This window comes from Agrobacterium sp. Ap1 (assembly GCF_017313375.1).
In the GTDB taxonomy this organism is placed as follows: Bacteria; Pseudomonadota; Alphaproteobacteria; order Rhizobiales; family Rhizobiaceae; genus Neorhizobium; species Neorhizobium cellulosilyticum.
This window is the reverse complement of the sequence record NZ_JAFLMY010000024.1, coordinates 14,795-36,878: the sequence shown is the minus strand read 5'-3', so window position 1 is coordinate 36,878 and position 22,084 is coordinate 14,795. Positions and strand designations below refer to the sequence as shown.

At 58.4% G+C, this 22,084-nt stretch carries 18 protein-coding genes and 1 pseudogene; 14 read left to right on the top strand and 5 right to left on the bottom strand.

Annotation, left to right across the window (positions count from 1 at the left end; translation table 11 throughout):
- Window positions 1-12: 12 nt before the first annotated feature.
- Entirely contained in the window at window positions 13-3,117 is a 3,105-nt protein-coding gene (locus tag JZX87_RS26465) for a hybrid sensor histidine kinase/response regulator (protein ID WP_206828886.1), read from the bottom strand.
- Window positions 3,118-3,949: 832 nt separating this feature from the next.
- On the opposite strand from JZX87_RS26465, the gene JZX87_RS26460 reads away from it, so the two are divergent.
- The 6 genes from JZX87_RS26460 to tnpB all read left to right on the top strand — a co-directional run bounded on the left by JZX87_RS26460 (window position 3,950) and on the right by tnpB (window position 5,920).
- Window positions 3,950-4,159, top strand: a complete 210-nt coding sequence (locus JZX87_RS26460; RefSeq protein WP_018902430.1) for a cold-shock protein — start codon at window positions 3,950-3,952, stop codon at window positions 4,157-4,159.
- 119 nt (window positions 4,160-4,278) lie between these two features.
- Window positions 4,279-4,503 carry a hypothetical protein gene (locus tag JZX87_RS26455; RefSeq protein WP_206828868.1) on the top strand — a complete coding sequence of 75 codons (225 nt, stop codon included), beginning with the start codon at window positions 4,279-4,281 and terminating at the stop codon, window positions 4,501-4,503.
- Window positions 4,504-4,533: 30 nt separating this feature from the next.
- A complete protein-coding gene (locus JZX87_RS26450) occupies window positions 4,534-4,914 on the top strand; it encodes a DUF6481 family protein (protein WP_148147147.1) in 381 nt (126 codons plus the stop codon).
- Window positions 4,915-5,012: 98 nt separating this feature from the next.
- Window positions 5,013-5,288, top strand: coding sequence for a hypothetical protein (locus JZX87_RS26445; RefSeq protein ID WP_148147148.1), 276 nt, complete (start codon window positions 5,013-5,015; stop codon window positions 5,286-5,288).
- 88 nt (window positions 5,289-5,376) lie between these two features.
- Window positions 5,377-5,799 carry an IS66-like element accessory protein TnpA gene (gene tnpA, locus JZX87_RS26440; RefSeq protein ID WP_148147149.1) on the top strand — a complete coding sequence of 141 codons (423 nt, stop codon included), beginning with the start codon at window positions 5,377-5,379 and terminating at the stop codon, window positions 5,797-5,799.
- Window positions 5,780-5,920: an IS66 family insertion sequence element accessory protein TnpB gene (tnpB, locus tag JZX87_RS26435; protein ID WP_206828867.1), complete on the top strand. Its 141-nt coding sequence runs from the start codon at window positions 5,780-5,782 to the stop codon at window positions 5,918-5,920. The genes tnpA and tnpB overlap by 20 nt, the downstream gene beginning before the upstream one ends.
- A gap of 80 nt (window positions 5,921-6,000) precedes the next feature.
- On the opposite strand, the gene fabF is transcribed toward tnpB, so the two are convergent.
- Window positions 6,001-7,299 carry a beta-ketoacyl-ACP synthase II gene (fabF, locus tag JZX87_RS26430; RefSeq protein WP_206828866.1) on the bottom strand — a complete coding sequence of 433 codons (1,299 nt, stop codon included), beginning with the start codon at window positions 7,297-7,299 and terminating at the stop codon, window positions 6,001-6,003.
- Between the two features lie 178 nt (window positions 7,300-7,477).
- Window positions 7,478-8,065, bottom strand: a complete 588-nt coding sequence (locus JZX87_RS26425; protein ID WP_148147152.1) for a TetR/AcrR family transcriptional regulator — start codon at window positions 8,063-8,065, stop codon at window positions 7,478-7,480.
- Between the two features lie 99 nt (window positions 8,066-8,164).
- Here JZX87_RS26425 and JZX87_RS26420 point away from each other — a divergent pair, with 99 nt between their 5' ends.
- From JZX87_RS26420 to JZX87_RS26410, 3 genes are all read left to right on the top strand, one after another.
- The gene (locus tag JZX87_RS26420; protein WP_206828865.1) at window positions 8,165-9,280 is read left to right on the top strand and encodes an efflux RND transporter periplasmic adaptor subunit; all 1,116 of its coding nucleotides are present in this window, start codon (window positions 8,165-8,167) and stop codon (window positions 9,278-9,280) included.
- Window positions 9,280-12,396 (top strand): efflux RND transporter permease subunit, encoded by a 3,117-nt coding sequence (locus JZX87_RS26415; RefSeq protein ID WP_206828864.1) that lies wholly within the window; start codon window positions 9,280-9,282, stop codon window positions 12,394-12,396. Before JZX87_RS26420 ends, JZX87_RS26415 begins: the two co-directional genes overlap by 1 nt.
- Before the next feature lie 66 nt (window positions 12,397-12,462).
- A complete protein-coding gene (locus tag JZX87_RS26410; RefSeq protein WP_353654265.1) occupies window positions 12,463-13,071 on the top strand; it encodes a TetR/AcrR family transcriptional regulator in 609 nt (202 codons plus the stop codon).
- A 318-nt stretch (window positions 13,072-13,389) separates the two neighbouring features.
- Here the strand turns inward: JZX87_RS26410 and JZX87_RS26405 are convergent.
- Both JZX87_RS26405 and JZX87_RS26400 read right to left on the bottom strand, forming a co-directional pair.
- A pseudogene (locus JZX87_RS26405) lies at window positions 13,390-13,643 on the bottom strand (nucleotidyl transferase AbiEii/AbiGii toxin family protein); the annotation flags it as partial.
- Window positions 13,636-14,229 (bottom strand): DUF6088 family protein, encoded by a 594-nt coding sequence (locus JZX87_RS26400; protein ID WP_206828862.1) that lies wholly within the window; start codon window positions 14,227-14,229, stop codon window positions 13,636-13,638. The gene JZX87_RS26400 and the pseudogene JZX87_RS26405, both read right to left, overlap by 8 nt.
- 296 nt (window positions 14,230-14,525) lie before the next feature.
- Here JZX87_RS26400 and JZX87_RS26395 point away from each other — a divergent pair, with 296 nt between their 5' ends.
- The 5 genes from JZX87_RS26395 (at window position 14,526) to JZX87_RS26380 (ending at window position 21,959) form a co-directional block, all read left to right on the top strand.
- On the top strand, window positions 14,526-15,284 hold the full coding sequence (locus tag JZX87_RS26395) for an ImuA family protein (RefSeq protein ID WP_206828861.1): 759 nt from the start codon (window positions 14,526-14,528) through the stop codon (window positions 15,282-15,284).
- On the top strand, window positions 15,202-16,716 hold the full coding sequence (locus JZX87_RS26390) for a Y-family DNA polymerase (protein ID WP_206828860.1): 1,515 nt from the start codon (window positions 15,202-15,204) through the stop codon (window positions 16,714-16,716). The genes JZX87_RS26395 and JZX87_RS26390 overlap by 83 nt, the downstream gene beginning before the upstream one ends.
- A 14-nt stretch (window positions 16,717-16,730) precedes the next feature.
- Entirely contained in the window at window positions 16,731-19,985 is a 3,255-nt protein-coding gene (locus JZX87_RS26385; RefSeq protein WP_206828859.1) for an error-prone DNA polymerase, read from the top strand.
- A gap of 518 nt (window positions 19,986-20,503) precedes the next feature.
- Window positions 20,504-21,058, top strand: coding sequence for a hypothetical protein (locus JZX87_RS31900; protein ID WP_353654264.1), 555 nt, complete (start codon window positions 20,504-20,506; stop codon window positions 21,056-21,058).
- Window positions 20,991-21,959 carry an aldo/keto reductase gene (locus JZX87_RS26380; RefSeq protein ID WP_353654266.1) on the top strand — a complete coding sequence of 323 codons (969 nt, stop codon included), beginning with the start codon at window positions 20,991-20,993 and terminating at the stop codon, window positions 21,957-21,959. The genes JZX87_RS31900 and JZX87_RS26380 overlap by 68 nt, the downstream gene beginning before the upstream one ends.
- The last annotated feature ends 125 nt before the right edge of the window (window positions 21,960-22,084 follow it).

The window sequence follows — 22,084 nt, the reverse complement described above, 5'->3', positions numbered from 1 at the left end:
GATGTCCTCTAGTTATCCATCGCTCAGGACACTCTGCAGACTGTCTAACGTAAATGGCTTCGATAGTTGAAGAGCATCTAAAATCCCCGAAACCGACTTGGCACTTTCATCCCCGCTTGCGAACACGATGCGCACGGTTGGCCACCGGTCGCGGACCATCCGTGCCAGATCAGTGCCAGACATTTGTGGCAGGCCCACGTCAGTCAGTAGAACGTCGATCCTTTCGCGTTCCAAGATATCGAGTGCATCTTCGGCCGAACCCACTTCGTGCACGACGTAGCCGAGCTCATCCAACATATCGGCTGTCGCCATCAGGATCAGAGGTTCATCCTCAACGACAAGCACATGGGCTGGCACAGTCGGGGATGCTATCTGTTTGTCCGGTTGAGCGTGTGGGGTTTGGTCAAGGCGTTCCAACGCAATTTGCTGCTGCTGCGCATTCGTCAAAACATGACGTACCTTGCGGGCCAAGGCCTCTCGCGTGTAGGGCTTGGATAAAAGCTCGACGCCCGCATCCAATCTCCCGCCATGCACGATTGAATTTTCCGTATAGCCAGAAGTGTAAAGCACCGCCATTCCCGGGAATAGCGCCTTGGCTTTTCTTGCAAGCTCTGTGCTGCGCATCGGCCCAGGCATCACGACGTCGGTGAATAGTAAGTCTATCTCAACCCCGCTGGTCACGATAGCAAATGCGGATTGCGCGTCGTTTGCTTTGAGAACGCGATATCCGAGGTCAGTCAACAACGCCACTGATGTTTCTCGAACACCGTCATCGTCTTCCACGACCAGCACGGTTTCAGTACCGCCACGCGGTGCAATGGCGTTTACGTCTGACAGGTTATCCTCGTTTTGCACAGTGCGAGGCATATACAGCTTCATCGTCGTTCCGTGCCCGACTTCGCTATAAATCTTGAGGTGACCTCCAGATTGCTTCAGAAATCCGTAAACCATGGACAGGCCAAGGCCGGTTCCTTTTCCTTCCTTCTTGGTGCTGAAAAAAGGCTCGAGGACATGCTCTATGATATCGGGCGGTATGCCTGAACCATTATCTGTCACGGCAACAAGAACGTACTGTCCCGGGCGTACGTCCTCATGGGTGCGGGCATATTCGTCATCAAGGAACGAGTTTGCGGTTTCTATCGTCAACCGTCCACGGCCGTCCATTGCGTCCCTCGCATTGATCGCCAGGTTGAGGATCGCATTTTCAAGCTGACTGGGATCGATCAAGGTATTCCACAGGCCGCCCGAGACGACGGTTTCAAGCTCGATCTCCTCACCCAAGGCCCGCCGAAGCATGTCATCCATGTTCTGGATTAGTTTGCGCACATTGACGACTTTTGGCTCAAGCGGCTGCCGACGGCCGAATGCCAGGAGCTGAGAGGCCAGTTTCGCGCCACGAGCAACGCCCGCCAAGGCGTTCTGAAGGCGCTGCTCTGCGCGGGAATTGCCCTTAACATCCTTGGACAAGAGCTGCAAATTGCCGCTGACAACCTGCAGCAAATTATTGAAGTCGTGCGCTACGCCGCCAGTAAGATTACCGAGGGCCTCCATTTTTTGCGCCTGTCTCAGCGCAATCTGCGCAGTTTCTCTCTCGACCGTCTCGTTCTCAAGCTTGACGAGCGCGGCCCTTAGCTCTTGGGTCCGCTGCTCTACCTTCTGTTCAAGCGTGTGATTAAGGCTCTGGAGCTGATCTTCGGCGCGCTTCAGATCTGTGACATCGAACCCGTCGACAAAAATTCCGGTTACGTTCCCTGCGTGATCGAATATCGGCTGATAAATAAGATTGATAAACCGCTGATCAGCTTCCTTCTCATCATCGGGCTGTAATGAGACTGGCAAGTACCGGCCGAGATACGGTTCACCCGACCGATATACGCCGTCCAATAGTTCGAAAAAGCCTTGACCGGCGACTTCTGGGAGAGCGTCCCGGACGCTAAGACCAACCAGCTGTCGATTACCTACGAGCTGGAGGTATGCATCATTGACAAGCTCAAACACGTGATCGGGACCGCGGAGGATACACATGAAGCTCGGCGCCTGTTGAAACAGCGCTCGCATGCGATCTCGTTCTGCAGTGCGCAGTTGGACTTCCGAGGAGAGCTGCCGGTTGAGTTGCTCAAGTGCGGCCGCTGCCTGATCCCGCATGTCGGCAGCCTCAGCCAATGCTGTCGCGCGTCGCCGTTCAGTTTCGAATGCGTGAGCGCTGGCAAGACGCGAAGCGATTTGGCCCGAAATCAGCTTGAGGAAATCCAGGTACTCATCGCCGACCGGCCGGTGCGGATTCATGCCGCAGATTAAGACGCCTCTCGGTTTTTCAACTCCCTGACCAGTGAGAGGGATCACCACCGCTTGCGTCGGACTTTTAGGCCAAGGTCCCGATGGAACGCCGTCCGTCCCTGAAAGATCTATCAGTGCGACGGCTTGTTTTGACCAGGCGCTTTGGACGTCCCATATATCGCCAAGGCTAATTTCTGTCGGAAACAAAGAATGGTTAGCTGCAGCACCGCAGACCCACTCCCGCGTGGCATCTCCTAGCGCGTCGAAAACGTATAGAGCGCTGAATGGGAGGTCTTGAAGATTTGCCCCAAGGGCGTCGCGTGACGCCTGGAAAACCTCAGTTGCGGTATTGGCTGCAGCCAGGCCTGATGCGAGGGTCCGCATAGTCCCCAGACGCCGTTCGCTTATAACCCGTTCTGTTTCCTCGCTTACGGCGCAGAATACCCCTTCAACCTTGCCGCTATCCCCTATCAGTGGGCTATAGGAAAAGGTGTGATAGGTCTCCTCTGAATAGCCATTCCTTTCCAGAAGAAGAAGCAGTGCCCTGTCCCAGGTCGCCTGTCCTGTGCCGTACACGGTTTCCAGCCGGTCTTTGATATCATCCCAGATTTCCGCCCAAAGCGTCTTTGTTGGGACAGCCAGCGCATTGGGATGCTTGCCGCCCAAAGTTGGCCGGTAAGCGTCGTTATAGAAGAAGGCTATGTCCGGCCCCCAACCGAGCCACATCTCAAACTTGGAGGTCAGCAGAAGACGGATGGCCACCTTGAGTGCTTCGGGCCATGTCTCGGGCGGTCCAACCGAGCTTTCCGCCCAATTGTGCAGACGCATCATCTGCGCCATCTCGCCATCGCCAACGAATATGTCGTTGTACCGGTCGGAAACGTGTGAGGTCATAGCAATCCCATCGAATATCGCAGGGGCGACTTAGGTCACTCGTCAAGCAAGTCCAGAGCGATCAAGCTGGATCATTAGAGCGTTGTCTTCCGGCGCGGCAGGGGTATGGAAAGCGAATGCCTGCCTTAGCTGTTCCGAGCCACCGCTAGCGTCCAATGACAGCTAGCGGCACGGCAAGTGTGATCACCAAGCCGAGTCCTTTAAATTGTCGCGCGATCTTGCCCATAAGTTGGGCCTCCACCGTCCTGTTGACCATTTTCGTGCCAAAGCCTCTTTTCGTAGGCTCGCCGGGCGAAGGCGGTCCGCCCTGTCTCACGCCAGACGATATTTAGGGTGTCGTCGTCGTGATGGCACTCTAAATTGATGTAACCACTAACCGTAGACAGAGCGCCATATTTCGCTGAGTTCGTCGCAAGCTCATGAATGATCAGGCGAGCGCTGCCGCCGTTTTCCCGTCCACAGAGACTGCGGGATAGGTTCGTTGCCCGACCATGCCCTGATCTGAATACTGTGCGCCGGAATTAATCCAGCCGAAGCGCCGCACCGTTTTTAAAGATAACGCAACCCGAGGGTGTAAATGTGTCATTTTGAAAACTAAACGTTGACGTAGCACTCTTTATTCGGTAATTCTGCTTCATCGATCTTTTGCTTGCCGAGCTTTGTCTACCGCGCGATTGGCACCGCGCTTTAAGCGAACTTCTCTCTCAAAAATAGTCGGTTTTCCGCTGCGTGGTGCTTGCTTCGCGGTCCCTCACTCTATGCTTTGAAAGGGTTCATCATGACCACTGGCACAGTAAAATGGTTCAATTCCACCAAGGGCTTCGGCTTCATCCAGCCTGACAACGGCGGCGCTGACGCCTTCGTTCATATCTCGGCTGTCGAGCGCGCAGGAATGCGCGAACTCGTCGAAGGCCAGAAGATCGGCTTCGAACTCGAGCGCGACATGAAGTCGGGCAAGATGTCAGCCTGCAATCTGCAGTCCGCTTGATCGATATCTGCTTCCCTTTGACCACGGATGTACTGGCACTGCCGGAAGCAGTTATCATTTTGAGGCCAGGCGGTTCGCCTGGCCTTTTTCATCTCGGCTCATAGCCAGATCGACGACAAATGACAGAGACATACAGTAAATCTCGACAACAGGCTGAGGCTGCCTTTGGCAATATTCAGACGGAGTTCTTCGCCAAGAACAATGCGGCGGAAGAGCTCGCAACGATGGCTCAGGCTCGCGACGCCAAGACAATGAGGCTGCGCGAAGCGCGCCTCGCCAAGGAACGCGCCGACAGAGCATCCGCAACATCCGCACTGCTTGCCAAACGATCGAAGTTCAGCTGAACATCCCAAACGATAACTCAGGATAAAGATTTGAGACACGCCAGAAACAACGAACTCACCGATCGACGCTCGGCTGCTGCAGACGCCAAAGCTGCCCTTCTCATCGCCTACCGCTCAGCAAAGAAGGCGGCCGAGCCTTCACGATCCGCCAGACAGGCCGAGCGGATCTCCCTCGTTGAAGCTCGTGAGGCGCGCCGTGCAGAGCGGGAACGACTAAAGCACGAGGAACAGACCCGGATCGTCACCCTTGCCGCTCAAGAACAGGCAGCCATCGAGGCGGCCGCCGTGGCCGAGATCGAGGCGCGAAATTCGGCCGAAAATGCCCGAATCTCGCGGGTGGTTCAGGACGAGGCCGCTCGCAAGGCTGAGCGCGACCGACGCTACGCCGCCCGCAAGTCCCGCCAGGCTTAGGCCTGTAGGATGGCGGATCTACGCTTCTGCCGATCCAGCGATGCGCCCTCACTCGAGGCGCGCCCGTCATTCAGTCATAACTCCCAAGGACCGCAACTATGGAAACTAACACCAAAGACCTGCAGGCGATCAATACGGCCTGGCAGATTGCGATCCAGGAAATTCTGCGCATGGTCATTCGTGACATGTACCACGGCGGCGGAGAGGCTACGTTCAACGCCCACGTCAAGCGAATTGAGGAAGCTGCCGTCGACAGCATCCAGACAGACTTGAGGCTCCGCGGCACCAGCGAGTGGACGGAGACGCTGGTCAAGGAACGGGCAAGCAATTTCGTCACCACGCTACTCACATCCTTCACATACGATCGCGCATGATTGAAGGTAAGCGCGAATTTCTGCGCACCTTCTGAAGCGCAGCGCTCTAAGGCATGAGGTGTACACCAAAATAGGTGGACACCAAATCATGGATGAAGATGCTCTTAAATTGCAGGTGCGGCTTGTTGGTCGCGACGGCCGCCGTCGATATGACCCTGCTTCGCGTGATCAGCTCGTCGCAGCGTGTTTGGAGCCCGGCGTTTCGGTCTCTCGACTTGCTCGGGAACATGGCGTGAATGCTAATCTCGTTCGCAAGTGGAAAAAGAAGGCCATGGAGAAGCGTCCTTTGCCTTTGGTCTCGGCATTCGTTCCGGTTCAGATTGCTCCAGATATGCCTCCGACTTCTGGCGGCGATTTACTGACAAAGAGCGTGCCGTTGGGCAAGCCGTATCAGACGTCCAAGGTGAGTGCGCTCCTGCCGAACGGGATCAGCCTGACCCTTGAGTATGACGATGAGAATGGGCTGGCGGCAATCATAGGAGCGTTGGGTCATGTTCAGACTGGGCGCTGATCTGAAGGTCTACCTGCATCGGGAGCCGATCGACTTCCGGGCCGGCATCAACAGCCTTGCGGTCCTGGTCCAGCAGACGATGGCGCTGGACCCGTTTGCCCCTGCGGTGTTTGCCTTCTAGCAATCGCCGGCGTGACCGGATGAAGCTGTTGTTCTTCGATCAATCAGGCTGTTCAGGAGATCGTCGCTCGACGCTAACTGTCAGGCGATGGCAGATGTCGAAGTGCCGTTTACCTTTGGCCAACGCCGGAAGAGTGCGCTGGCATTAACGCCGCCGAAGCCGAAGCCGTTCGATATGGCGTACTCAGCGTCCAAACGACGCGCTTGGTTCGCAACGAAATCGATGCCGTCGGCTTCAGGATCGGGACTGTTCAGGTTGAGCGTCGGCGGCGCGATCTGGTTCTGAAGCGCCAGAATTGTGAAGATAGCTTCGAGACCGCCGGCCGCACCGAGCAAATGCCCTGTTGCCGATTTGGTCCCGCTAACGGCGACCGTCTTATCGGACCCGAATACGCTCTTGATGGCCCTTATTTCACCAAGATCCCCGACCGGAGTAGACGTCGCATGAGCGTTCAAATGGCCGATCTCGCGCGAAGAAATTCCGGCCTGCGCAATGGCGATCTCCATCGCCCTGCGTGCGCCGTTGCCGTCTTCCGGTCCAGAGGTGATGTGATGGGCGTCAGCGGTCGTGCCATATCCGACCAGTTCGGCAAGTGGCGTTGCACCGCGCGCGAGCGCATGGCTCAAAGCTTCGATGACAAGCATGCCGGCTCCTTCGCCCATGACGAAGCCGTCGCGTGATGTGTCGAAGGGGCGCGATGCGCGGCGGGGCGATTCGTTGAAACCGCTCGACAGCGATCTGGCGGCGGCAAAACCGCCCAAACTCACGATGTTCATGCAGGCTTCTGTCCCGCCGCAAATTGCGATGTCTGCTTCATGAGATCGAATGAGCCGGGCAGCATCGCCGATTGCCTGGACACCAGCAGCACACGCCGTGACTGGTGCCCCCAGAGGACCTTTGAAGCCATGGCGGATCGAGACCTGTCCCGCTGCGAGGTTGACGAGAAACGACGGGATGGTGAAGGGCGAAAGACGGCGCACACTGCGTTGATCGACGGTGCGGACGGCTTCGGTGATGGCAGGAAAGCCGCCAATGCCGGATGCGATGATCGTCGCGGTTCTCAGCCGGTCCTCGTTCGACGTCGGTTTCCAGTTCGCCTGCGCGAGGGCTTCTTCGGCGGCCGCCAGTGCAAAGATGATGAACCGGTCGACCTTGCGTTGGTCCTTCTGAGCGAGGACCGTATCCGGATCGAAGCCGCCTTCCGGATCCTCAATGATTGAGGGGACGACGCCTCCGATCTTCGAAGGCAGGTCTGCGACGATCTCGTCCGACAGTCGCCGCAAACCGCTTTGTCCCGCAATCAGGCGCGACCATGAGATCCCGACATTCGCACCCAGAGGGCTGACGGCTCCCATTCCCGTAACAACGATACGACGCATCTGTTTTCCACCTTTTGTCTCATTAGAAATAGGCATGCCTTCAGCATCCCGTCCGACAATGCGGTCAGGGCCTTTTGTAAATACATGCAGTTTAAGCAAGTGCCGAAAGAGGCCTCACCCTGTCGGGGCGCTAAACTTTGGCCCTTATCATGCCAGGGCGTTGGACCCGGCTTGACCTTCAGGCGACATCATCGCGGCGGGCAATGCGTCTGACTTCGTCAGCCGCTGCATCAAGAATGCCTTGTGACATGGTCGCGTCTTCCATGATTCGCGATAGCGTCACGGCGCCCACCATAAGAGAAAGGATTGCCATGGCCTTGCTACCTGGTTCGGAACTCTTGCTGTCACCTGTCAATTCATTCAGCACCTCGAAGTGAGCACGAATACCGTCTTCGAAAGGTTGCCTGACCTCAGCGCTTTGTCGGGCCGCATCAGATCCCAACGCTACCAGCGGACAACCTTCCGCTTTTTCTCCTCTATGATCCGAGGATAGGTAGAAGGCCATAACAGCCTCAAGGGGGTCGGCACTGTCATTGGCGGCCGCTGACCATCTGCGTGTGGCGCTTTCCATGGCGCGCCTTGACGCGATAGCGGCCAGATCGTCTTTCGACGCAAACTGCTTGTAAAACGCTCCTTGCGTGAGACCGGCCCCTTTCATCAAATCCTTGAGCCCGATGCCATCGAAACCATGCTGACGAAACATACGGCTCGCGACATCAATGACCCTGTCCCGATTCTCTTCAGCTTGCGCGCGGCTCACTCTCATATCGATCTCCAATTAGATTTCAATTGACATCTATATCATAAATAGAGTTAGATCGCAATCTAATTCGTTTGGGTCGCTGGTCAAGAAGAGAACGCAAAAATGAAACGCAAACACGTCCTGTCTGTCGTCGGCCTCGTGGCAGCCGCTGGCGCTGGCGGAGCCTTTTTCATGTTCTACGAACCGACGAGGCAGGAAGCGGTGGCTGTTGATCCGAGGACAGCCTCCCCCTTGGTTCGGGTCGCAGAGACCACTAATACCGGAATGACTGAGCGCTCTTTCACAGGAACGGTCGCGTCCCGTGTCCAGAGCAACCTTGGTTTCCGTGTTCCGGGCAAGATCGTCGAGCGGATGGTCGATGTGGGGCAGCAGGTCAGCAAAGGCCAGGCACTCATGCGCATTGATGAAACCGATCTTCAACTGGCGCTGACATCCAGGCGCAACACCGTTACGGCAGCACGCGCCGTTCTGGTCCAGGCGGAGGCGGACGAGAAACGCTATGCAGCGCTGGTAAAAAATGGTTTGGCAGCCACTCCACAGCGATATGAACAGGCAAAAGCGGCGCTGGATACCGCGACGGCTCAACTCGCGGCAGCAGAAGCCGACGCCAAAGTGGCTGAAAACAAAACCCTCTACACGCTTCTCGTCGCAGACTCTGACGGAACCATCGTCCAAACGCTTGGAGATCCCGGGCAGGTCGTAGCAGCAGGCCAGACGGTCGTGCAACTGGCACGGTCCGGACCACGGGAAGCCGTCGTCTGGCTTCCTGAGACCCTGCGGCCTGCTCTCGGCTCCGAGGCGCAGGCCGATGTCTACGGAGGCGGCAGTCTCAGCGGCAAGGCCAGGCTGCGGCAGATCTCCGATTCTGCCGATCCCCAAACCCGGACTTACGAGGCTCGTTACATTCTCGATGGCGATGCGGCTTCAGCCCCGCTTGGCTCGACCGTGACAATCAAAATCCCTGACGCCGACCGCCAGTCGGAAGTTGCAGTACCCGTCGGCGCTATTCTGGACGACGGCAATCGTACAGGCGTCTGGGTTGTCAACGGCACCACTTCGACTGTGAAGTTCACACCAGTCAAGGTCCGCCAGATTGGCGTGGAGACGGCATTTATTACCGGGATTGAGACTGGAGAGCAGGTCGTTGCCTTGGGCGCTCATCTTCTCAACGATGGCGCAACCGTCAGGATTGCCTCGCAACAAGAGGTGGAAAACTAATGAACTTCAATCTTTCCGCCATCGCCGTTCGCGAGCGTGCCATCACTCTTTTCTTTATCGTGCTGCTGGCCGCCGCTGGCGCCTACGCCTTCGTCAAGCTGGGACGCGCCGAAGATCCGTCGTTCACGATCAAGACACTGACGGTCACGTCCGTCTGGCCGGGCGCGACCGCGCGAGAAATGCAGGACCTTGTTGCCGAACCCCTCGAAAAGCGCCTCCAGGAACTCACCTGGTACGACCGTGTCGAAACGACGACGCGGCCCGGCTACGCTTTCCTCACAGTCACGCTGAAGGACAACACGCCGGCGAGCGCCGTCGCAGAAGAATTCTATCAGGCGCGCAAGAAGCTCGGGGATGAAGCCCGCAATCTCCCTCCTGGCGTCATCGGACCGTTCGTCAACGATGAGTATTCCGACGTGAGTTTCGGCCTTTATGCCCTGAAGGCCAAGGGAATGCCGATGCGCGATCTCGTGCGCCAGGCGGAAGTCATCCGCCAGGACCTCCTGCACGTGCCTGGCGTCAAGAAAATCAACATCGTCGGCGAGCGTCCCGAGCAGATGTTTGTCGAGTTCTCCTATGCGAAGCTCGCGACACTCGGCATATCCGGGCAGGATATCGCTTCTGCGCTGCAGCGACAGAACACGGTGACGCCGGCGGGTTCTATCGACACACGGGGTCCACAGGTCTTTATCCGCTTCGACGGAGCTTATAACAGCGTCCAGGCGATTGCCGACACGCCGATCGTTGCTGCTGGACGAACCCTGAAGCTCTCCGACCTCGCTGAGGTGCGTCGCGGTTATCAGGATCCTGCAACCTACCTCATCCGCCACGAGGGCGAACCGACGATCATGCTGGGTGCGGTGATGCAGGCGGGATGGAACGGTCTTGATCTCGGCAAGGCGCTCGAGGCTCGGTCCGAAGCAATCGCGCAGACACTGCCGCTGGGCATGACGCTGACCAAGGTCAGCGATCAGGCCGTCAACATCGATGAAGCCGTCGGCGAGTTTATGCTCAAATTTGCCATGGCGCTGGGTGTGGTTCTGTTCGTCAGCCTGGTCGCACTCGGCTGGCGCGTCGGCATCGTTGTCGCACTGGCCGTGCCGGTGACGCTGGCCGTCGTCTTCTTGATCATGCTGGAAACCGGACGGTTCTTCGACCGCATTACGCTGGGCGCTTTGATCCTCGCGCTCGGACTTCTGGTTGACGATGCCATCATCGCTATCGAAGTGATGGTGGTGAAGATGGAAGAGGGCATGGACCGCATCAAGGCGGCCGCCTATGCTTGGAGTCATACGGCAGCGCCGATGCTGTCCGGAACGCTGGTCACGATCATCGGACTGATGCCCGTGGGTTTTGCCAAGTCGACCGCAGGCGAATATGCCGGAAACATCTTCTGGGTCGTGGGCTTTGCGCTCATCGTATCCTGGATCGTCGCCGTCACCTTCACGCCCTATCTCGGTGTGAAGATGTTGCCCAACATCAAGCCGGTCGAGGGCGGTCATCACGCCATCTATGACACGCCGAACTATCGTCGTCTGCGTTCCGTCATCGAGTTCGCCGTCCGCCATAAGTTCATGGTCTGCGCCGTGGTCGGCATTTCCATGGCCGCTTCGGTTGGCGGAATGGGCGCCGTAAAGCAGCAGTTTTTCCCCACATCGGACCGTCCAGAGGTCCTGGTCGAGGTGCGCATGCCCGAAGGCACAAGCATTGAAGCGACGACATCCGCAGTCAAGAAGGTCGAAGACTGGCTGCAGACCCAGCCCGAGAGCAATATCGTCACGTCCTATATAGGGCAGGGCGCGCCCCGGTTCTTCTTTGCCATGGCACCGGAACTGCCCGACCCCGCCTTCGCCAAGGTCGTCGTACTCACGCCAGACGCCCATGCACGCGAAGGACTGAAGCACCGTCTTCGTGCAGCTATTTCGGAGGGTCTTGTTCCTGAAGCGTCTGTCCGGGTGACGCAGCTCGTGTTTGGTCCGTACACGCCGTTCCCGGTCGAATTCCGGATTATGGGACCCGATCAGGACGAACTCTACAAGATCTCAGAGCAGGCTCTGGCGCTCATGAAGACCGTTCCCGATGTTCGGCAGGCCAACCGTGACTGGGGCAACCGGACACCGGTCTTGCGGTTTATCCCTGATCAGGAGCGACTTAATCTGATTGGTCTTTCTCCGTCGGAGGCGTCCCAACAGATGCAGGTGCTGCTCACCGGCATCCCCGTCACGCAGGTGCGCGACAATATTCGAAATGTGCCCGTCGTCGCACGCAGTGCCGGCGAAATCCGTCTCGACCCATCGCAGCTTGCCGACTTCTCGCTGATGAGCCGCGATGGCCGTCAGGTGCCGTTGGATCAACTCGGGCACTCCGAGATCCGGTTTGAAGAGCCGATCCTGAAACGTCGTGACCGGACCCCGGTCATCACGATCAGGTCCGACATCAACGAGGCGACGCAGCCACCGGAGGTTTCGCAACAGGTCAGGAAGGCACTACAGCCGCTCATCGCGTCGCTCCCTGTTGGATACCATATCGAGATGGGCGGCAACATCGAGGAGTCTCTCAAGGCAAACACGGCACTCGCTCAAGTTTTCCCGCTGATGATTGCGGCTATGCTGATCGTCATCATCCTTCAGGTTCGTAGCTTGTCGACGATGACAATGGTGATGCTGACAGCACCGCTTGGTCTTGCAGGTGTGGTTCCGACCTTGCTCCTGTTCAATCAGCCGTTCGGCTTCAACGCCATTCTTGGCCTTATAGGGCTAGCGGGTATCTTGATGCGAAACACGTTGATCCTGACGGAGCAGATCAAGGATAATCAGGCCGCGGGTCTCGACGACTACCATGCTGTCGTCGAAGCGACCGTGCAGCGGACACGTCCTGTCATCCTCACTGCCCTTGCGGCGATCCTCGCATTCATACCGTTGACGCATTCTGTTTTCTGGGGGTCGATGGCCTATACCCTGATTGGCGGAACGGCCGCAGGCACCGTGATGATCCTACTTTTTCTTCCGGCCCTCTATGCTGTGTGGTTCCGGATTACGCCCCCGAAGGTGGCAGTCCATAGCCATCCGGTCCAGGATGTCGAGCCGGAACATACGCGGGCGATGGCTGCCGAATAAGGATCTCAGTTGGAACGCTGGATGGATAAGAGATCTGCTCGACTACTCAGGAGCCGTCCTGAACTTGTGGAACTTGAAGTCGCGACGACGCGCGAACGTATCCTGGATGTGGCGGAAAATCACTTTCGCCGCATCGGCTTCCGGAAAACTACAGTCGCTGATATTGCAGGTTGCTTGGGCATGAGCACTGGAAATATCTATCGCTTTTTTCCTTCCAGGATGGCGATAGATGCGTCAGTTTGTGGTCGGTTCTTCATGGAATTCATCCAAGCCGTAAAGTCGACCGCGTGCGTTTGTGGATCGGCTCAAACGAAGCTCGAAAAAACTCTGACGCTACTACACCAGATGCGAAAGACAACGTTTGTCGAAGAGAAGCGCGTTCATGAGTTGATGGCGGCGGCGGCAGGTGAAAATTGGGCGATCTACAAAGCGCATAATGATGAAGTTGTTACAATCCTCCGGACCATTGTGATGGACGGGATAGTCTCCGGGGAATTCGAAGTCCAGGATCCCGGGCGTGAAGCAAGAAATGTGATGACTGCCTTCACGCCATTCTATCACCCTGTGCTCGTTGAACAGGAGGTCCGGGAAGGCAACGACACTGAAGCAGGTCTTCGCGACCAGATCGCGTTTTTAATCAAGGCTCTGAGCGTCACCAGAGCTTTTGGGAGTTAATCCGGTAGCGAGCGAAAGGGGTCTAGTGGAAGATGCCTTGGCAATGATAGGCCGTAAATTCGAATATAATCAGGCCCATGGCGGAACAGTTCGCGGGTCTGTGGTTCATATCCGTTGTCTAATCGCCTGTATGAGGTCAAGCAGATTTTAGACGATATATTTCGTTGCCGTGCTGCAAGCTATGCATCACAGTATTTTTTCACGTTTAAGGGGTCGCATCACTATTCCCACAAATTCGTCCGGCGCCGTGGGCACGGTTGTCTCCGCGGTCGACATGCTGTCGCCGCATGATGGGTTCTCGCAGGGCGGGTCTTTGTGAGCAAGTTCACGGATATCGTAGGTCAGGTCGACATCTTCCGAAAATCTGCGGATAGCGTTGTAGGCTTTAGAGAGGGACGTGCCGCCTTTGAAGACGAGATGGTCACCGAGCGCCGTTCCATAAAGGGTCTGCAGTGCCCAGACGACCCACGTGTCCTTTTTCAGAAGATGAATCGGCCGCCGGCTTTCTCCGCGGCGATTGCGAGAACTTCCCTTCGATCGTCCCGAGACAGCTGCAAAAACTGTTCAGCCATAAGCGGCCTTTCCTACACTGCGGGCAAGCCAGCTGGGAAACTGAGGGGCGGCTGTAACGAGCTCGCCGAACGCTTCGGCGGAAAGCTTCCGCTTGATGCTCGGAAGTGCCTCTTCTGCCTTTTCCGGACCAAGCCATGCCAGCGCGCGCACAGCCAAGCCGGCAGGCTTATTCGCCAAGGCGAGCTGCCAGCGCGGCACGTGCTTCAACTCGACCGTCTGACTACCGACAGTCATGGTTCGGCTGCGGCCAGATGTGAAATAGACGGACCGGATCGGTACCTGAGTGGACAGCCCCAACGCGTTTGCAGCCGCGGCACCAGTCGAAACGATCACCTCGCCACGCTGGTGCGCAACGGCTTCGACGGCCTGCTCGACCGTCGGCGGCCGGCTTCCAAAGCGGCTCTTGATTGCCTTGAGATAGATCCCCCGACCGGCCCGAACGAGCTCGCCGCGTTCATAAAGACGCGATAACGCCTGGTCTACCGCCGCTCGGTTTCCCAAATGCAGGAAGGCCTTCGCGGACAGGGCCGTTCCCTCGGGCAGCTGTTCGGCATAGGCCATGATCTGTGCTGTCAGTCGTTGCATGGCAATTCTCCTGTCAGAAATATATGCAGTTTTCTGACAGTTTGCATTGTGGTGGTTGCCTGCCTTTTCCTATCTGAGGGAAGTCTGAATAGGAAAATTTTCATTCGTCTTCTTCCCCGAATGACCAGGATATACCCATGATTCTCTTTGTGAATCGTGTGCAGAAGTCCAATTCACGACCGTAAGCGGGAGAATCCGCCCGCTTGACTCTTATTAGTTTCGAGAACAAAAAAGGAACATCGCCGTCCTTTCGGACATTAAAACCTGAAACGCGAGCCTGAGGAGGTCCGTGAACGATGTCGCGCGCCAACAGTCCTCGCGTTCTCAAGGACCTGAGAGAGAGAATTGCTCACCTTGAGGGATCAGCGAGCCGAAAAGCCGTGGTCCTGCCCTTCGGTGTGGCCGAGATCGACGAGCACCTGCCCGGGGGCGGGCTTGCTTTCGGCGCGCTGCATGAGGTTGCCGGAGGAGGGGCAGGGACAGTCGACGGAGCCGCGGCCGTTCTTTTCGTCGCGGGCATCGCCGCGCGCTCGAAGGGCAAGGTCCTCTGGTGCTTGACCCGACCTGATCTGTTCTTTCCGGCAATCTCTCAGGCAGGGCTGCATCCTGACCGCGTCATCTTCTGTGAAGCCGATAAGGAGGAGGACGTGCTGGCCTCGATGGAAGAGGGGCTTGCCTTCGGCGGTCTTGGCACCGTTGTCGGCGAACTGGTCCGGCTTCCGATGACGGCCTCCAGGCGCCTCCAGCTGGCCGCGGAGAAGACCGGAACAATGGGGATCGCACTCAGGCGCTGGCGTCGGCAGGCGGAAGCCTCCGATTACGGCCAGCCGACGGCTTCGACGACCAGGTGGCGAGTCAGCGTCCTGCCCTCCGAACCCTTACCCGTCGCCGGCGTCGGACGCGCACGCTGGCTGGCCGAACTGATGCGCGTCAAAGCGGGCGAGTGTGCCGAGTTCGAAATTGGAGCCTGTGATGCCCAGGGCCGTATCTGTCTTCTTCCCCTATCTCGCGACGGAGCGCATCCGACGCACCAGTGGATACAACGTACCGGCTGACCAGCCGCTGGTTGTCGTCGCAAAATCCGGCGCTAAACGCTTTCTCTCGGCGGTCGAGCCGCAGGCGTTGAAGCTTGGTCTGCGCGTCGGCATGCCGGCGAGCAAGGCGCAGGCGCTGGTCTCCGATCTGACGATGATCGATGCTGATCCTCAGGCGGATGCCGCGGCGCTCGAACGCCTCGCGCTCTGGGCGCTTCGGCAATACAGCCCGGTCGTCGCTGTCGACGGGACCGACGGGCTGATCCTCGATACCGAGGGCGCCGATCACCTTCGCGGTGGCGAGCTGTCGCTTATCTCCAGCTTCGTCAACTCGTTGCGGGCGAGGGGGCTGACCGCGCGCGCTGCGGTTGCCGACACATGGGGCGCCGCATATTCGGTTGCCCGCATGACAGGGGCCGAAACCAGTGTCGTCCCGATCGGTGAGACCGCCAAGGCGGTGACCGGCCTGCCGATCCATTGCCTGCGGCTGCCCGCTGATACGATCAAGGCGCTGCGCGTGCTCGGCGTTGAGACCGTCGGCGAGCTGTCGGCCATGCCGCGCGCGCCGCTCACCTTGCGCTTCGGGCCGGAGCTCGGTCGGCGGCTTGACCAGATGTTCGGCCGGCTCGCCGAGCCGATCGAGCCCTTGCGCACCCCCGAGCTTGTCGAGGTCTTCAGGAGTTTCCAGGAGCCGATCGGCGCGGCCGAGACAATCGCTAAATATGTCCGCCGGCTCGTGGATCAGCTGACCGAAAAGCTGGAAATGCGGGGGCTCGGGGTGCGCCGCTCGGATTTGATCATCCATCGGGTCGACAATACCCGCCAGTCGATCCGTGCGGGCCTCGCAAGGCCGGTGCGCGATCCCGCCCGCCTGTCGAAGCTTCTCTGCGACCGGATCGAGGCGATCGATCCGGGTTTCGGGATCGAGCGTATGGTGCTTGTTGCCATCATGGCCGAGCCGCTCGAAGAAAAGCAGGTCGCCTCGTCGCTGATCGAGGAAGAGGTCATCGATGTCACCCCGCTCGTCGATATTCTCGGCAATCGCGGCCAGCGCCTCTACCGGGTCACGCCCATTGCCTCCGACGTCCCCGAACGCTCGGTTCGCAGGATTGCGCCGACGGCGGCCGAGACTGGCGCCGACTGGGCCGCGAAATGGCCGAGGCCGTCGCGGCTGCTCGCCTTTCCCGATCCAATCGAAGTGATGAACGTCCTGCCCGACCATCCGCCGGCCGTCTTCACCTGGCGCGGCAAGCGCCGGCGGGTGACGCGCGCTGATGGGCCGGAACGCATTTTCGGCGAATGGTGGGTTCGGCCGACCGAAATGCAGGCGGTGCGGGACTATTTTGTGGTCGAGGACGAGCAGGGCGAGCGCTACTGGGTGTTTCGCACCGGTGACGGCGTCCATATGGAGACCGGTGCCCATCGCTGGTTTCTCCAAGGCGTCTTCGGATAAGGGGGGGGCTTCGGATGAGATATGCCGAGCTGCAGGTGACCAGCCATTTTTCCTTCCTGCGCGGCGCAAGCTCGGCGCCGGAACTGTTCGAGACGGCGGCAGCGTTGGGCATCGAGGCGATCGGGATCGTTGACCGCAACAGTCTCGCCGGCATCGTGCGCGCCTGGGAGGCAGCGCGGACAACCGGGATCCGGCTTGTCGTCGGCTGCCGGCTCGATCTCGCCGACGGCATGTCGCTTCTCGTTTATCCGACAGATCGGCCGGCCTATTCGCGCCTCACCCGGCTTCTGTCACTGGGAAAGGGCAGGGGCGGAAAAGGCAAGTGCATCCTCGATCTCACCGATGTCGAAGCCTATAGCGAAGGGCTGATCGCCGTTCTCGTCCCCGACGAGGCGGATGAAGTCTATGCCGGCCAACTGCGGAAGATCGCGGAGATCTTCGGCGATCGCGCCTACGTGAGCCTGTGCCTGCGCCGACGCCCGAACGATCGGCTGCGTCTCCATAATCTGTCGAACCTCGCCGTAAGGTACAAAGTGAAGACTGTGGTCACCAATGACGTGCTCTTCCATGAGCCGGGTCGCCGGCAGATGCAGGACATCGTCACCTGTATCCGCAATCACACGACGATCGACGATGTCGGCTTCGACCGCGAGCGCCATGCCGACCGCTTCCTGAAGGCGCCGGAGGAAATGCACCGGCTTTTTCCTGAATATCCGGAGGCGCTGGCCCGCTCCAGCGAGATTGTCGAGCGCTGCCGCTTCGACATGTCTCAGCTGCAGTACCAGTACCCGGAGGAGGCGATCGTACCGGGCCTCGATGCGCAGCAGTCGCTGACGAAGTTTACCTGGGAAGGCGCGGCCGACCGCTATCCGGAAGGCGTTCCGGAAAAGGTGCGCAAGGCCATCCTGCATGAACTAGAGCTCATCCGCGAGATGCAGTATGCACCCTATTTCCTCACGGTCTACTCGATCGTTCGTTTCGCCCGATCGAAGAACATCCTCTGCCAAGGGCGAGGGTCGGCCGCCAATTCCGCCGTCTGTTATTGTCTCGGCATCACGTCCATCAATCCAGAGACCTCCGATCTGCTCTTCGAACGCTTCGTCAGCCGAGAACGCGACGAACCACCGGATATCGACGTCGACTTCGAGCATAATCGTCGAGAAGAAGTCATCCAGTGGATCTACGAGACCTATGGCCGGTCGCGCTCGGCGCTTTGCTGCACCGTACTCAGGTACCAGACCAAAGGAGCCATGAAGGATGTCGGCAAGGCGCTCGGCCTGCCAGAAGATCTGATCGCCCAGCTTCTCTCGGGCGTCTGGGGCTTTAGCCGCGAAGCGATCGGCGAAAAGCAGCTGAAGGACAACAATCTCAACGCCACCGATTATCGACTGCGCCTGGCGCTCGAGATCTCCGCGCAGCTGATCGGCACGCCTCGCCATCTCGGCCAGCATCCGGGTGGATTCGTCCTGACCCAGGATCGGCTCGACGATCTCGTGCCGATCGAGCCTGCGGCGATGGATGACCGACAAGTCGTGGAATGGGACAAGGACGATATCGAAGTCTTGAAGTTCATGAAAATGGACGTGCTCGGCCTCGGAATGCTGTCCTGCATGGCCCGCGCCTTCGATCTTCTGGCCGTCCACAAGGATCTGCCCATGGGCCTTGCCGATGTCGAGCAGGAGGACCCGGCCACCTACGCGATGATCCGCAAAGCCGAAACGCTCGGCACGTTCCAGGTAGAAAGCCGGGCGCAGATGGCGATGCTGCCCCGCCTGAAACCCCGCACCTTCTATGATCTCGTCATCCAGGTGGCGATCGTCCGTCCCGGTCCGATCCAAGGCGACATGGTTCACCCGTATCTGCGCCGGCGCGAGGGCAAGGAAGAGCCATTTTATCCGACGCCTGAGCTTGAGGCGGTTCTGTCAAAGACCCTTGGCGTGCCGCTCTTTCAGGAATCGGCGATGAAGGTGGCTATGGTCTGTGCCGGCTTTACCGCCGGCGAGGCCGACCAGCTGCGCAAATCCATGGCGACCTTCAAGTTCACCGGCGGCGTCAGCAAGTTCAAGGACAAGCTGATCGCCGGTATGCTGACGAACGGCTATACCCGGGAATTCGCCGAGCAGACATTTGGCCAGCTGGAAGGCTTCGGCTCCTATGGGTTTCCCGAATCCCATGCCGCAAGCTTTGCCCTGATCGCTTACGCATCCTGCTGGATCAAATGCCATCACCCGGATGTCTTTTGCGCGGCGCTGATTAACAGCCAGCCGATGGGCTTCTACAGTGTCGCCCAGATCGTTCAGGATGCGCAAAAGAATGGCGTCGAAGTCCGGCCAGTCTGTGTGAACAGATCCCGCTGGGACTGCACCATGGAGCCGACAGGCCGGGAAGGGCGCCTGGCAGTTCGGCTCGGGATGCGTGTGGTCAAGGGCATGTCGGAGATAAACGCGGCGCGGATCGTGCTCGCCCGCGGAGAGGCCCCGTTCACATCGGTCGACGACATGTGGCGGCGCTCGGCCGTGCCGACCGTAACGCTTGTCCTTCTCGCGGAGGCAGATGCGTTTCTGCCATCGCTTCGCCTCGAACGCCGTCAGGCGCTGTGGGATATCAAGCCGCTGCGCGACCAGCCGCTGGAGCTTTGGGCGGCGGCTGATGAACGCGAGGCAAGGACGTCGTCCGAACTGATCGAGCCCGACGTCGTGCTGAAATCGATGACCGAGGGCAGGGAGGTTGTCGAAGACTACTCCCATACCGGTCTGACGCTTCGCCAGCATCCCGTAAGCTTCCTGCGCCAAGACCTGAGGAAGAAGCGTATTGTCACCTGCACTGAGGCAATGGCTGAGCGCGACGGTCGCTGGCTCTGGACCGCCGGGCTTGTTCTGGTGAGGCAAAGGCCGGGATCGGCCAAGGGCGTGATGTTCCTGACCCTCGAAGACGAAACCGGGATCGTCAACGCCGTCGTCTGGCCGTCACTGTTTGAGCGCCAGCGCCGGGTGCTGATGACCGCATCGATGATGGGGATCCACGGAAAGATCCAGCGCGAAGGCGAGGTGGTGCATCTGGTGGCTCAGCGGCTGTTCGACTTCTCGGCCGATCTCTCAAGCCTGGGCGAGCGGGACAATGATTTTCCGGTTCCGCACGGACGCGGCGACCAGGTCAAGCATGGTGCCGGTCCAGATCCACGCGAACGGCCGATGCCCCAGGCTCGCGAAATTTGCATTCCGGATCTCCATATCGATACGCTGAAGGTGAAAAGCCGGAACTTCCACTGATACGAGGTGTAGAAGAATTGTGACCATAATCATGCGCGATCGTTCGAGTAATGTAATTTGATTGATTGCGATACAGTGCGGATCTAGCGCGCAGTGGGTACAGCCATTTGAGATACGAATATTGGGGCGTCGCATGGATATTGATGATTATTTCGAGAAACTGGTCGCATTGGTGCATCACGCTAAGAGTGTCGGTCTGCCATGCAGGAACTGGTGGAGCAGCGCGATCCGGAATTGCTGGTTCCACTTCTCGCCTTCCGTGAGAGCATTTAACCTCGGAGGACGAAAGCTGGCTCAATGGGTATCTGACCATCGGTTTTTTCGCCGGTTGGACCCGTCACGAGCGCCTTGCGGCATTTGCGTTGCCCTTCGAAGCGCAGCGCGAGTGAAAAAAGACTGCCGTCCGAGCGCTTTGCGAACCGTACACTGAAAGCCAGCTCCTATTTGAAAATGCTCCTGACCTTTACAGGAACATTCGTCAGCGGCAGGGCGGGACGCGAGATCAGGAACTGATTAACGTGATCGCCACTGCGTCCGTAGACGGCGGGGAAGTCTATCGCGCCGGCAAGGGTTACACAGAGCTCTGCTCCTATTTGTCTCCCGAAATTGTAAACTGGGCTCGTAATGAATGGCCGGATGCGCCCACGTTCATTCGGCTGAATGCGGATCGGTATATCGCGGAAAAGCCGCCTCAAAAGCTTTGGGAATCGGCGATGGTCCCAGCGAACCCGGGCTGGTTTAGCAACTTCAGCCTGCGCAAAGGGATGACGGAATTCGCATCGTATCAGTTGCTTGATCGGCCGATTTCCGACGGTCAGGCAGAATATTGGGATTATCACGTCAAAAAGGTGCGTCGCCTCGAGGTTCGTGTTGAGCGACGTGAAGACAACTACCTCACGATGATGATCGAAGAGTTGCCAGTGCCCTATCCAAACAGCGACGGAGCCAGCAATGACAAAGACCGGACGTGCCAAAGATATCTTCAAGCCGGAATTCCGCTTCGGGATGGGCGGCGTTTCGCTCGGAAACGAGTTCAACAAGATCACCGACAAGGAGGCGCAAGCCGCGTTTGAAACGGCATGGAACGTGGGCGTCCGGTATTTCGACGTCGCTCCCTGGTACGGCCTCGGTCTGGCTGAGCGTCGGTTTGGCCACTTCCTGCACAATCAGAAGCGCTCCGACTATCTTCTGTCGTTCAAGGTCGGCAAGCTTCTCAAGGCGTCAAAATCCAACAGCCACGAGAAGATGTATCCTCTGTCGGATTCTCCGAACGATCTTGTCATCGATTACACCGCGGATGGCGTCCGCCGCTCGATCGAGGACAGTTTTCAGAGGCTTGGTGTCGACAGCCTCGACATTGCTTTCGTCCACGACCTGTCGCCGGATTTCGCGTTTTTCCCGACGCCTTGGGAAGAGCAGTACGAGATCGCCCGCAAGGGAGCGTTTCCGGAGCTGTCGAAAATGCGCGACGAAGGGATGATTAAGGGCTGGGGCGTCGGCGTGAACACACCGATGGCGATCCACAAGGTGATGGACGATGCCGATCCGGACGTGTGCCTCTGCGCACGACAGTATTCGCTGATCGACCACGCTGAGACCATCGACCATCTTTTTCCGGCCGTGCGCGAAAAAGGCGTCTCGCTCGTCATCGGCTCCAGCCTGAATGCCGGTTTCCTTGGCGGTAGCCCGCGCTACAATTACGGCGCGGAGAACTACAAGATCCCACCCGAGGTCATCGAAAAGCGGGCGAAACTCCGCGACGTCGCGGAACGCAATGGCGTTGACCTTCGCACTGCCGCTATCCAGTTTTCCGCGGCTCCAGATGTCGCCGTTGCGCTTGTCATCGGCGCCGGTAGCGATCGCCAGATCCGTGAGGACTGGAATGCGATGCAAACCAAGATCCCGAACAAATTCTGGCAGGAGCTGAAGTCGCACGGACTTGTCCACAATGACGCCACAACACCGGTGGTGTAATTTGGCCGGATTGGCCGTGACACGGCCGATCCTTTTGACAATTGGTGATGCCAATTCAAAATGCGGTTGATACCGCGGGTAAGCGATTGCTGAGCTTTAGAAGCGTCGCTTGGTCGGAATGACGG